This window comes from Brevibacillus parabrevis, from assembly GCF_022701015.1.
Classification (GTDB): Bacteria; Bacillota; Bacilli; order Brevibacillales; family Brevibacillaceae; genus Brevibacillus; species Brevibacillus parabrevis.
The window spans coordinates 20,408-32,937 of sequence record NZ_CP064090.1; the positions used below are offsets into that span (position 1 = coordinate 20,408).

The window sequence follows — 12,530 nt, forward strand, 5'->3', positions numbered from 1 at the left end:
AAGGAGGAATCACCATATGGTACTCGTCAATTATATCGTGATGTGCTTGATCTTCGGGACGACATTTTTAGCCATCAAAGTAGGGGTAGATGCCGGAGCGCCACCCTTTTTCTCGGCAGGCATCCGCTTTTTTCTCGCGGGACTGATCTTGTTTGCCTTCATGGTCTGGAAAAAGCAGGCCCGCGTCTCCCTTTTGTTGCGAAAAGAAATGCTGCTCACGGGATTGTGCCTGACCTTCGGCACGTTTGCCACCTTATACTGGGCAGAACAGCATATAAGCTCTGGCATCGCGGCAGTCTTGTCCGCTACCGCCCCATTGCTGGTCATGCTTTTGCAAACCCGGCTTTCGCGTCAAAAGCTGTCTGCCATCTCCTGGGCTGGCTGTCTGGCAGGCTTGGCAGGGGTCACGCTGCTGCTGTTGCCCGGTCTGACTTTTTCTTTCAGCGTGCTCTGGATCGCGGGCTGCATCGCCGTCCTGGTTGGACAGCTGTTTTATTCCGCAGGTGCGGTCTACTCCCGGCGCGTCTCCCAACAGTTCAAGGACGTCTCGCCCATTACGTTAAATGCCGCCCAGATGATGTACGGAGGTGTCCTGCTGCTTGTGATCTCTGCTTTTACCGAGCAAGTGCACACAGAGTTTCTGTTTTCGTCCCAGGCTGTGTTCTCGCTGCTTTACCTGATTTTCGTCGGCTCGATGATGGGACATTCGATCTTTTACTGGCTCGTGGCAAAAACCAATCCGCTCTTCCCATCCACTTGGCTGTATATATCGCCGCTGATTGCACTGACGCTTGGTGCCGTTCTTTACCAGGAGCCGCTTCACCTGTCTTCCCTGGCTGGAGGCTTGGCGATCATCGCCGGAATCGTCATGATTAATTTGAACGCGCTAAAGCAGCTTGTCAGCAAAAAAGCGCCGCTGGAACACGCAGAAAGCCCAACAAAGTAGCTTCACGGCCTTTGTTGGGCTTTTTTTTACTTATGCTCGTTCAATTGTTTGGCAAGCTTGATCAGCTCTTCCTTGGAAACCGTCGTGGCCTTGGCGCGAACGCTGTACTCCAGATCGCTCCCGTTTTTTATCCATACGATCCAGTGAAAATCGGGCTGGTTGTCCTCTTTGTACGTCATCAGAGCAGCTTCGTTTTTGCCAAGCATCACTTTTTCTACCCCAGTCGCATTGGAGCCAGTCTTTGCTCCAAGCTCTGCCTGGCGGACTTCGACGGTGATCCCGCCCTTTGCGCCTCTGTAGGCGACATGCACATAGTCAAACTTGTCAGAGGTCGGAATTTCCTTGACGACGTATTCTTTCTTGTTCTTGATCGCTTCTGCCTTCATCGCCGCCACATCGTACTTGTCGCTCGGCTTGTACTCGATTTCCCCTGATTCGAAGCGGAAAGCGCCGTTCAGCTCGGTCGGGAGTGCGAACCGTTTATCCGCGAGTTTTTGTTCCAGCTCCGCAAGCGATGTGTAGGTGATCGCCTTGTAAAAGACATCTACGTTCGGATCGCGCAAGGAAATCTCTTCTACGCTTTTGTCCTTTTTCTCCTGTTTCGGCAGCCAGTAAATCGCGGCTGATGTTCCCGGCTTGAGCTGGTCAAGAATCTCGTTGATGATGTTGCTCCTGCGCTCGGCATCCGCTTCTGCTTGTGCCAATTCATTTTGCATCTCCACAGGAAGTCCTTCTGTCTTCGATGTAATCTCTGTTCCTTTCCCCGTATCCATTTCCATCACGACTTCGCCTTTTTCGTTCTTCAACTGGATGACTTCCATGCCCGCCCATACAGACGAGGCTCCCGCCAACAAGCCAATCGTCAGCAACACCCCGATTTTTTTCTTCACCTTTTTGTCCTCCTCGATTTTTTTCGCTGCGATGGCAGCCATCACTTTCTGTTTCACATCGACTTTCGGGACTGGCTTGGCGGCTAAAAGCTCGTGCAGTTGTTTATACGGATTGTCGCCCATCATTTGCCACCCCTCCCATCGCCGGAAAATAGCGCTTGCATTTTTTCAGCAGACGTTCGAATTGCTTGCGCAAAGCTGCCGGCTTTTTGTCCAGCAAGACAGCTATTTCCTCGTAATCTTTTTCCTCCAGCACCCGCAAATACAGAAGTGTCCGCTCTTCCGCCGTCAGCTTCGACCAAATACGCTCCAACGGCTCTCCCAAATAGTCGTGGTCGATTTTTTCCTCGACAAAATTTCGCCCCTGCTGCTCGCCGCTGTACAAAAAGGGCAGCACGCGAGCCAGCTTTCTGCGCTTGAGGACATTGGCGCAATGGTTAAATGAGATTTTATAAATCCACGCTGAAAAAGACAGCGAGTAAGTGTATTGCTCCAGCCGCTCATAGGCGCGAAACAAAATTTCTTGTACAGCATCTTCCGCATCCTGCCGATGGCCTAGCATGTGATAGCAGTAGGCAAAGATCGGCTGTTGATAATGATCGATAATAACTTCGAATTGCTCCATCGCACCCGCTTTGATCTCCTGGAGCAAATATTCGATTTGCGCTTTCTCCACACTCCTGCCTCCCTTCCCTATGAATAACAATCGGGATCTCTTGTTTGTGACATGAATTTTTTGAGAGTAGAAAAAAAGGGCGCTTCATCCGTCTCGTACTCTCGGATGAAGCGCCCTTTTGCAACTGTGTTTGCTCTTCTCTTGTCGAATCTGTCATTTCTTTCCCGGGAAATCGACAGCGGCTGTCAGCTTCCTAAAAATGCTCGCCGTTGGCATAGTAGCTTTCTTTTTGATAAGGGACAAAAGCCATCTCGACTTCCGGAATGCCGAGCGAGAGAACATGCCGGGTCACAATCCTAGCAAACTGGTCGCGCGTTTCTTGTCCGCGCTCAAACCAGCCAATCTCGATAAACGGAAAAGACTCTACTACTTTCCCGCCAAAAACGCCTGTCGTCTGCAAGCATTCGATTGTAAAATTGTCGGTACCGCATTGGCATAAAGCGGCAAGCTCCTCTGTCAGCAGCTCGCTGATCGTCGCCATTTGCTCGGCTTGTATGCCGCGAACGATGAGATGTGGCATGCTTGAACCTCCTGTTGGTCAAAAAGCGATTTCTTCTATCATACCGTTCGGCAAGGAAAATGAGTAGTCTGTCCCGAGTTTTTACAAAGCGGCAACAAACCTTTTCAAAAACGAAATGAAACGTTTACGATTTGTCCCAAAATGTTAATCAAGGCTCTTTGCACAAAGAATGTTGCTATTGACATCGCTGTTACATTATCGCCACAATAAGATAGGCATCTTGACCATGTCTATAAGAGCATAAACATAAAGCACGCCAATCAGAAAGGTGAGTACAGTACATATGGATTTTTGGAATATTTTCGTAGCCTTCGTGCTCGGGCTTGTCGAAGGCTTGACTGAATTTGCTCCCGTGTCTTCTACCGGGCATATGATTATTGTGGACGATACGTTGCTTCACTCCAAAGAACTGTTTTCTTCGGAAGTAGCGAATACCTTTAAAGTCGTCATCCAGCTCGGCTCGATTTTGGCGGCTGTGATCGTGTTCAAAGACCGTTTTCTCAGTTTGCTCGGATTGAAAAAAATGTCGCCAGATGGCAACGGCCCCGGGCACAAGCTCCGTCTCTCGCAAGTCATTGTGGGACTGCTGCCGGCAGCTGTACTCGGACTGATTTTTGAAGACTATATCGACGAATACCTCTTTTCGATCAATACCGTGCTGATCGGGCTTGTCGCAGGTGCCCTCTTGATGATCGCAGCCGACTGGTTCAGACCGGGACGTCCGAAAGTAACCACTGTTGACCAAATGACGTACAAGCAAGCGTTCTTCATCGGACTGTTTCAATGCATCGCGCTCTGGCCCGGCTTCTCCCGCTCCGGATCGACGATTTCCGGCGGCGTGCTTCTCGGTCTCAGCCACAGAGCCGCATCCGACTTTACTTTCATCATGGCGGTTCCCGTCATGGCTGGCGCCAGCTTTTTGTCGCTGTTGAAGCACTGGCAATACATCACTGCCGACTCCTTGCCATTTTTCATCGTCGGATTCATCAGCGCCTTCTTGTTTGCCTTGCTTGCGATCCGCTTCTTCCTGAAGCTGATCAACCGGATCAAACTCGTGCCGTTTGCCCTGTATCGCATCGCACTGGCTGCTGTCATCTACTTCTTTATTATGTAGAGGTCGCCATCCAAATAAAAAAGCTGCCTTTGGCCGTTGAAGCGCCCCCTGAAAGCTGGACACAACAGGGGGGCTTCCGGCAAGGCAGCTTTTTCTTTTCCTCAAGCTGGCGAACTGTCCAAACGCGCAGCGTTGGCAACCAGCGGCTGCGTTTCCTTTTGACCGTGCTGCAACTGATACATCTGATAATACTTGCCGCGTTTCTCCATCAATTCATCGTGCCTGCCCCGCTCGACAATTCTGCCCCGATCCAGCACAAGAATCTGATCGGCGTTTTTGATCGTGGACAATCGGTGCGCGATGATAAAGGTCGTGCGTCCTTTTTTCAGCACTTCCAGGGCGTTTTGAATGATGCCTTCTGTCTCCGTGTCAATGCTCGCCGTCGCTTCATCCAGGACGAGAATCGCCGGGTCGAACGCCAACGCTCTGGCAAAAGAAATCAGCTGACGCTGCCCCAGCGAGAGCGTGCTCCCTTTTTCAATGACTGGCTCATCAAAACCGCGCGGCAATGTGCGCAGCAGTTGATCTGCTCCGACGTCCCGAAGCGCTTTCTCCACTTTTTCCGCAGTAATATCCGGATCATCGAGACTTACGTTGGAGCGGATTGTCCCGGTAAACAAAAACGGGTCCTGCAACACGATCGCCATATGCTGGCGAATTTGCTGCTTGGGCAAATCGCGGACGTTGCGCCCGTCGATCGAGATCGTTCCGCGGCTGGCGTCATAGAAGCGGAACAGCAAGTTGATGATCGAGCTTTTCCCCGAGCCTGTGTGGCCGACCAGTGCCACCGTTTCGCCCGGCCATGCCTCGAACGAGATGTTTTTCAGCACGTACTGGTCATCCTGGTAGGCAAAGGAGACGTCGTCGAACCGGACGCTGCCCTCATAGCACGGGATTGTGCCTGTATCGACCTCGATCCCTTTCTCATCCAGCAGCTCGAATACCCGCTGTGCCGCAACCAGCGATTGCTCGAAGTTCGCCAGTTGATTCACGATTTGAGTAATCGGCTGGAACAGGCGATTGAGGTAATCGACGAATGCGTAGAGGACGCCGAGCGAAAACAGCGTGCCCACGCCAAGAGACGCTCCGCCGAAGTACCAGATAAACAGCACAAACGCCGCATTGCGCACCAGTTGCACCAGGTTAAAGGAAGCCGTAGCGTTGAGTCGCAACATTTTGTTTTGATACGAAAACAGCTCCTCGTTCAATTCGCCAAATTCTTGCATCGTCTTTTTTTCTCTGCGAAACGCCTGGATGATCGGCATCCCTTGAATCGATTCGTTGATCATGCCGTTAATGTCGCTGATCCTCGCCCGGATCACATGGTTGAAGGCAGAGGCTCGTTTGCGATAATACACAATCCATACGGCCATAATCGGCAAAATCAGCAAACAGACGAGGGCGAGCCTGACATCGAGCAAAAACAGCGCCACGAATATTCCGATCAAGTAAATGCCGCTGGTGAAAAAGGACGCGAGCACGTTGGCAAACAGCTCGCGAATCGCTTCCGTGTCATTCGTCACACGCGCCACGATTTTCCCCGCAGGCAAATTGTCAAAATACGTAATCGGCAGCCGCTGGATATGGGCAAATACATCGACTCGCAGCTTGCGGATGACCAGATTGGCCGATTTTTGCAGCAAGATTTTTTGCCCGTAATGGAACAGACCCGCGACCACCAGCAAACCGAGATAAGCAGCAGCCAAAACAAGCAGACCGCTCGTCTCCGGTCGAAAGAATCCGAACAGCTCCTGATTGCTGAGCGGCAGCACCGGATAGACCGCTTGCCGGGAACCGCTCTGAATCGTCAGCTTTCCATCCGCTATCGTGCGCTGGCCGTCAAAGGCAAGCGGCTGTTCGAGAAAGTAGTAGTCCCGCCCTACTTGCAACACCCGCACTTCCTGCCCTGTGCGCTCTCCTTCTGCCAGGTGATCTTGCCGTGTATACCATTTCTCCCGGTACAAAACGGAATCGGAGCGCTGCTCTGTCTCATACCAAGGAAACTCGATCCCCAAAATATGCGTGTCGATCATTTTTTTCGCCAAAAACGGCCCTGTCAGCTCTGCGCCTACGGCAACTGACAGCATCAAAAGTGCAAGCAAAATCGTCCTTTTAAACAGCAATGCATAGTGCAACAACCTTTTTCCCGTACTCATCCGTTCACCCGCCTTCTGTCAACTGCGCTTCGATTTGCTGCTTCTCAAACTGCTCTTTATACCAACCGCCCCAGGCCAAAAGCTGCTCATGCGTCCCTTCTTCGACGACTTTTCCCTCATCCATGACGAGAATCCAGTCGGCATGGGCAACAGCGGACAGGCGATGCGTGGCAATCAAGGTGGTCTTGCCTGCCCTCTCGCGGCGAATGTTGGCGATCATCTCGGCTTCTGTCTTGCCGTCTACGGCTGACATCGCATCATCGAGAATCAAAATCTCCGGGTCGGTCATCAACGCCCGCGCGATGGACACCCGCTGCTTTTGACCGCCGGACAGTGCCACGCCTTTTTCGCCTACCAGCGTGTCGAGTCCCTCCGGCAAAAACTGAACGTCTTTCGCGAACGCTGCCAGCTTCAGTGCTTCTTGCAGTTGCTCTTCGGTAGCGTCCTGCTTGCCGAACATCACATTTTCCCGCACGGACCTGGAAAACAAGATCTGCTCCTGCGGCACGTAGCCGATCCAGCTTTTGATATTGTCCAGCTCAATCTGCGCCAGCGGAATTTGGTTGATGGTGATTGCGCCTTGCCCCAGCGGAAATTCCCGGAGCAGCTGCCGGAGCAGCGTCGATTTGCCACTTCCGGTTCGCCCGACAATGCCGAGTGTCTGGGAACGATTCAGAGTAAACGAAATGTTCTTCAACTGATCTTGCACCGTTCCCGGATAGCGAAAGCTCACTTGCTCAAAACGAATCGCCTCCGGTTTGGCAAGCCTTGCCGGCTGTTCGTGATCGGTCACATCGGCTTCGTACGCCAATGTCTCGTTCACGCGATCCAGCGAGGCGCTCCCCCGCTGCAAGACGTTGATCAGCTCGCCAATCGCAAACATCGGCCAAATCAACATCCCCAGGTACACGTTGAACGAAACCAGCTCTCCCAGTGTCAGCTCCTGCCGGAAAACGAGATAGCCGCCGTAGATCAGCCCGATCATGTAGCTGATGCCAACCAGTATTTTCACAGTCGGCTCAATCAGCGAGTCGACTTTGGCGACCTCCATATTTTTTTGAAACACTTCCCGCGTTTTGTTCGAAAAGCGCTCCTGATCCGCCGTCTCCTGCACATAGGCCCGAACGACCCTGACGCCCGCGACGGATTCCAGCACCCGGTCATTCAGCTCGCCAAAAGAGTCTTGCGCCTTGGAAAAGCGCTCGTGAATTTTTTTGCCGTACTGATTGATCGCATACGCCATGATCGGCAAGGGCAAAATGGCAGCCAGCGTCAGCTTCCAACTGATAAAAATGCCCATCGTCAAAATAATCACACCCGTGAAGCTGGCCGAATCAACCAAGGTGAGAATGCCGAAGCCCGTCGTCATCGAGACGGCCTTCAGATCGTTCGTCGCCCGCGCCATCAGGTCGCCTGTGCGATTGCGCTGATAAAAAGTCGGGGTCATGCGCAAAAAATGGGTCATCAGCTTGGAACGAAGCGTTCGCTCGGCCAGAAAAGCCCCGCCGAACAGCTTGCAAATCCACACGAAGTTGATGAGGTACGTCACGATAGCAAGAACGATATAAAACAGCAGGATGCTCCACAACCGCTCCCCCGTCAACGTGCCCAGCTGCATTTCGTCGATCGCCACTCCGATAATTTTTGGCGGAATAATTTCCAGGATGCCACCCAAAATCAGCAGCAGAATCGCTGCTGTGTAGCGTTTCCAATGCTCCTTGAAAAACCAGTCCAGCTTTGTTAAAACCGAAAACATCTGCCGCTCTCTCCTCTCGTCTCAACCGGGTTTTCTCCTTTTGGAGGCGAAAAAAGGCATATCGCCACAAGGGGCAACATGCCTTTTTATCCGACCAAAAAGAATCAAATAAAAAAGCGCAGGCTACAAAGACAGTAACCTGCGCCATTTGATGGAGTTAGGGAAAAACTACATAGCTTGCATCAAAGGAGGGGTTACGTCATGTATGCAGTTGTTCATTTGCTTCATTACACTGCGTTTCATGACAGACCCACCTTTCTTAACATTTTTCGATTTCCAATTAATACATTCTGAACTTTATCACCGATTTGCCTGAATTGTCAACAAATATTTTTGGATGGATAAAACCGTCTCCTCCGCAAAAATCATGAAAATGTCAACAACGGGCATTTTTGCTCGCAATCTTTTTTTGGTATGATTACCTTCATGAAGTTTATTCAGGAGGCCATTTATTTTGTTATCTTCCAATCAAAAACGCCGTTTGACTTCCGTACAAATCATCGTGTTTTCCTATGTCGCGCTGATTCTGGTCTCGTCGTTGCTGCTCTGCTTGCCGTTTTTCCATAACCCCGGAATCTCGCTCTCGTACATCGATTCGCTGTTTACGGCTGCGAGCGCCATCAGCGTGACCGGGTTGACCGTGATCACGATTCACGAGGTGTTCAACCAGTGGGGCATTTTGTTTTTGACCTTGCTGTTTCAGGTCGGCGGGATCGGGATCATGACGTTGGGCACGTTTTTCTGGATGCTGCTGGGCAAGCAAATCGGTCTGGAGCAGCGTATCTGGATCGCGACGGACCACAACCGCTCCACGTTGTCCGGGCTTGTCGACCTGATGCGCAACATTCTCGTCATGGCACTGATCATCGAGTTGATCGGCACGATCCTTTTGGGGAGCCACTTTATGATCGCCGGTTATTACACCGATTGGTACGACGCGTTTTACCACGGCTACTTTGCCTCCGTCAGCGCTTTTACCAACGCGGGCTTCGATCTGCACGGCAATTCCCTGCTCGGCTTTACGCACGACTACATCGTTCAGACCATCGTCATGCTGCTGATTATTTGCGGGGCGATCGGCTTCCCGGTACTCGTCGAGCTGCGCACGTATTTTTCTTATCGCCGTGCCAAAGCACGCTTCACCTTTTCCCTGTTTACGAAAATTACTACGCTGACCTTCTTTTCCTTGATTGTCATCGGCGCTGTGCTCATCTACGTTTTTGAACGGCAGCATTTTCTCGCCGACAAATCGTGGGATGAATCGTTGTTCTACTCCTTGTTCCACTCGGTTTCCTCGCGAAGCGGCGGCTTGTCTACTACGGAAATCAGCCTGTTTTCCACGCCGACGCTCATCATGCTGTCTGCGATGATGTTCATCGGTGCCTCGCCGAGCAGCGTGGGCGGCGGGATTCGGACGACGACGTTTTTCGTGCTGATCGCAACCGTTTTCGCAAACATGCGCGGCTACAAGGACGTGAAAGTATTCGGACGGGAACTGGTCGATGAAGACATCATGCGGTCGTTCGTCGTCTTTTTCATCGCCATCGTCCTGGTGTTTATGGCCGTCATCATGCTTGTCTGGCTGGAAGACTTGCCGTTTCAGCACATTTTGTTCGAGGTCTGCTCGGCGTTTGGTACGACCGGGCTGTCTACCGGAATCACGACCCAACTGGGAGCGCCGGGCAAGCTGATTCTGATTATCATCATGATGATCGGGCGGGTCGGCATTATCAACCTGCTGCTGTTCTTAAAGCGCGATGACCGCATCGCACGCTATCACCATCCAAAAGAACGGATCATCATCGGGCAGTAAACAAATCTCGTTTCAACCAGCAAGAGCCTGGCGCGTTTTTTGGCGCACAGGCTCTTCGGCTTTTTCTACTTTTCCCACTGGCTGTTGTACAGGGCAACCCGATACGGATACAGCTCGGCTGTCATCACTTCCTGTTTGACAGCGGGATCGTTTGCCATGACAGAAGCAGCCGCTTCCTCCGATTCAGCCAGAAAAATCGCGATGCCAAATGTCGTCTCGTCCATGTTTTGCGTGCGCCCGGCGAGGATCAGCCGATTTTCTGCGAGCAACTGTTGCAAATAGCGGAAATGCTCTCCGACAATTTCATGCTCTCTGTCCGTCCAGTTCGCAGGCTCCAGCAGCCGGGGCACGAGCTTTAGCTTGTACAAAAACTGTTGCAGTGAATCCATCCTCTCATCCCTTTCCTATTTCTTCTTTATCAGCCACTGCCTTGTTCAGCTTTTGCAGCATGAAGCCGATGCCTTTGCAATCCGCAAGCGGAAAATGGCTCCGCTCTTCGCCAAACACGGCATGCATAATCCCGGTGAACTTTTTCCCGCCGAGCATGACGACCTCGTCCACATCGTCTAGCTGCTTGTCCTGCGCTTGCCGGATCAGCTCGTCAATCGTCACGATCTCCTCGCTCTTCGTTCCGAAAGCCACGTCGTAGTTTTCCGGGACGATATCGCTCGGCAATAAAAAACCGTGCTTGGCCGACAGGATGGCCCATTCCTGAAAAAACGTCCGGGCGTATGCCTGGCTTGCTTTGTGAAACGCGCTTTGGTAGACGTGCTGCGCCTCTGTCGCTTTCGCCTCGGGCAGCACATCCCAGATTTTTTTCGCTCCACAGGCGATGATGCACAACCGTCTCACTGTTGATGTTCTGTCCTTTCCTCCCGCCTGGCGCTCGTCCGCCGTGCAGCGTGCTTTCTTTACTTAGTATAGCAAGAAACCGCCCATGCTGCGGCTGTTGGCTATTGTATCCAAATAAAAAAAAGCTTTGCCAAAACATGCTGGCGAAGCCGTCTGTCTATGAACTTTTTTAAATGGCTTGAACGTCATCTTCCCAGCGCGGGCTTTCCGTTGCCGGATGCGCCATGGGCCAAACAGGCAGTTCCAATACGTGACGATGCTTGCCCGGACCATAGTAATCTTGTTCGGCGCGCGCCAGGCGAAAACCGTGGGCAGACAAAGCGCGAACGGAAGAATGGTTCGTCTCGCTCACCGTAACCAGCACCGTCCGCAGCGTCGGGAAACGCCGCAATGCTTGCAATCTGGCTTCAATCAGACGTTTGCCGATGCCTTGTCCTTGAAAATCTTTGCGAACATTGCTGAACAACAGCCAGCCTGTCGTCTGGTACATGTCGATGCCTGCACAGCTGAAACCGATCAGCTCGCCACCGCTTGTCGCTTTGAAGATCAGCTCGGGAAACAGCTCCATATATTTTTTCAGCTCATGCAAATTCATGCGATCTGGCAATGTCAGGTCGGCCAGCGTAATCATCTCGGCAAAATCTTCTTTTTTGGCGCATTCAATCCGTACTTCCATCCATTCTTCGCCCCCTGTCCAGTTGCCTTCGTCTATTCCACTCTAGCAAACGGATATAAAGCAGGGATGGATAGCGTGTGAATGAAATGTAAATTCGTGTAAGTTGATCGTCTGTGCTGTTTTTTTAAAAGGAGAGGGCATTAGGTCGTTCTTCTCTCCACGAGAATCGGTGCCAGCTCTCTTGACTCTTTTTTGCTCGACGGATGCAAAATTCTTTCGTACAGCATTTCAAAAGCGTAGTTTCCCATCAAGGTACTCGGACTGGAAACCGTCGTGATTTCCAACAGCTCGCCGACAGGCTGGTCGTCGCAGCCTACGATGGCGAGGTCAGACGGGATGCTGATCCCAAGACTGCCAGCCTCTTTCACAATCCCTGCGGCAATATGGTTGCAAGACACCAGCAGGGCAGACGGCGGCTCTTTCATTTGCTGGATATGGCGAGCGACGTCTTTTCCGTCCTGCACGATCAGACAATCTTCAAAAGCCCAGTCAGCCGATGGCTTCACATCTACTGAGCGAAGCATGTCGTGGTAAGCGCGCTTGCGATGAGCGCTGTTGAAGCTGTTTTTTCTGCCGATGCAGTAGCCGATTTTCCGATGCCCTTTGCTGATCAAATACTCCATGCCGATTTGGAAGGTCAAATAGTGGTCGATGTGGACGCTGGACACGCTGGCTGTCTGGTTGGCTTCACACGTGATGATCGGCCCGTATTCGGCGTACTCGTCAAGCAGCTCGCAAGAAGTGGACCGCGAGCACATGATCAGCCCGTCCATTTTCTTGTTTTTCAACAGGCGTAAAATGTTGTGCTCCTGTTCAGGTACATTGTTTGTTTGGCAAACCATCAGATTGTACTGATGACGGGCTGCCTCTGCGGCAATGCCTTCGATGATCGAGCTGTAGTATTGATTGTTGACGAGCGGCAGCGTGACGCCGATCACTTTCGTTTTTCCGGTCGACAAATGGACGGCATTGCTGTTTTGCACATAATTCAATTCCGCGATAATCCGCATGATTTCCGCGCGTTTTTGTTCATTGACGTACGGATGGTTGTTCAAGACGCGCGACACCGTGGAGACCGATACTCCCGCCAGCCTTGCTATTTCTCGAATGTTAGCCACTCCCAATTACCCC

At 51.8% G+C, this 12,530-nt stretch carries 12 protein-coding genes; 3 read left to right on the top strand and 9 right to left on the bottom strand.

All coding sequences use genetic code 11. From position 1 onward, the window contains the following. Positions 1-16: 16 nt before the first annotated feature. Positions 17-946, top strand: coding sequence for a DMT family transporter (locus tag IRJ17_RS00105; RefSeq protein ID WP_173598674.1), 930 nt, complete (start codon positions 17-19; stop codon positions 944-946). A 26-nt stretch (positions 947-972) separates the two neighbouring features. On the opposite strand, the gene IRJ17_RS00110 is transcribed toward IRJ17_RS00105, so the two are convergent. From IRJ17_RS00110 to IRJ17_RS00120, 3 genes are all read right to left on the bottom strand, one after another. Further along, a complete protein-coding gene (locus IRJ17_RS00110) occupies positions 973-1,962 on the bottom strand; it encodes a DUF4367 domain-containing protein (RefSeq protein WP_233454078.1) in 990 nt (329 codons plus the stop codon). Continuing rightward, a complete protein-coding gene (locus IRJ17_RS00115; protein ID WP_122966273.1) occupies positions 1,940-2,512 on the bottom strand; it encodes an RNA polymerase sigma factor in 573 nt (190 codons plus the stop codon). Before IRJ17_RS00115 ends, IRJ17_RS00110 begins: the two co-directional genes overlap by 23 nt. Positions 2,513-2,705: 193 nt before the next feature. Next, the gene (locus IRJ17_RS00120) at positions 2,706-3,032 is read right to left on the bottom strand and encodes a DUF1904 family protein (RefSeq protein ID WP_122966274.1); all 327 of its coding nucleotides are present in this window, start codon (positions 3,030-3,032) and stop codon (positions 2,706-2,708) included. Positions 3,033-3,315: 283 nt separating this feature from the next. On the opposite strand from IRJ17_RS00120, the gene IRJ17_RS00125 reads away from it, so the two are divergent. Then, entirely contained in the window at positions 3,316-4,146 is an 831-nt protein-coding gene (locus tag IRJ17_RS00125) for an undecaprenyl-diphosphate phosphatase (protein ID WP_122966275.1), read from the top strand. A gap of 101 nt (positions 4,147-4,247) precedes the next feature. On the opposite strand, the gene IRJ17_RS00130 is transcribed toward IRJ17_RS00125, so the two are convergent. Further along, on the bottom strand, positions 4,248-6,302 hold the full coding sequence (locus tag IRJ17_RS00130; RefSeq protein ID WP_242772652.1) for an ABC transporter ATP-binding protein: 2,055 nt from the start codon (positions 6,300-6,302) through the stop codon (positions 4,248-4,250). 4 nt (positions 6,303-6,306) lie between these two features. Further along, positions 6,307-8,058 carry an ABC transporter ATP-binding protein gene (locus IRJ17_RS00135; protein WP_173598676.1) on the bottom strand — a complete coding sequence of 584 codons (1,752 nt, stop codon included), beginning with the start codon at positions 8,056-8,058 and terminating at the stop codon, positions 6,307-6,309. A 454-nt stretch (positions 8,059-8,512) separates the two neighbouring features. Here IRJ17_RS00135 and IRJ17_RS00140 point away from each other — a divergent pair, with 454 nt between their 5' ends. Beyond that, a complete protein-coding gene (locus IRJ17_RS00140) occupies positions 8,513-9,871 on the top strand; it encodes a TrkH family potassium uptake protein (RefSeq protein WP_122966278.1) in 1,359 nt (452 codons plus the stop codon). A 65-nt stretch (positions 9,872-9,936) separates the two neighbouring features. Here IRJ17_RS00140 and IRJ17_RS00145 read toward each other — a convergent pair whose 3' ends face one another. From IRJ17_RS00145 to IRJ17_RS00160, 4 genes are all read right to left on the bottom strand, one after another. After that, positions 9,937-10,260: a YciI family protein gene (locus IRJ17_RS00145; protein ID WP_122966279.1), complete on the bottom strand. Its 324-nt coding sequence runs from the start codon at positions 10,258-10,260 to the stop codon at positions 9,937-9,939. Between the two features lie 4 nt (positions 10,261-10,264). Further along, on the bottom strand, positions 10,265-10,723 hold the full coding sequence (locus IRJ17_RS00150; RefSeq protein WP_173597132.1) for a DUF6884 domain-containing protein: 459 nt from the start codon (positions 10,721-10,723) through the stop codon (positions 10,265-10,267). A 169-nt stretch (positions 10,724-10,892) separates the two neighbouring features. Beyond that, positions 10,893-11,399: a GNAT family N-acetyltransferase gene (locus tag IRJ17_RS00155; protein WP_122966281.1), complete on the bottom strand. Its 507-nt coding sequence runs from the start codon at positions 11,397-11,399 to the stop codon at positions 10,893-10,895. Between the two features lie 140 nt (positions 11,400-11,539). Beyond that, on the bottom strand, positions 11,540-12,517 hold the full coding sequence (locus IRJ17_RS00160) for a LacI family DNA-binding transcriptional regulator (protein ID WP_122966282.1): 978 nt from the start codon (positions 12,515-12,517) through the stop codon (positions 11,540-11,542). Positions 12,518-12,530: the final 13 nt, after the last annotated feature.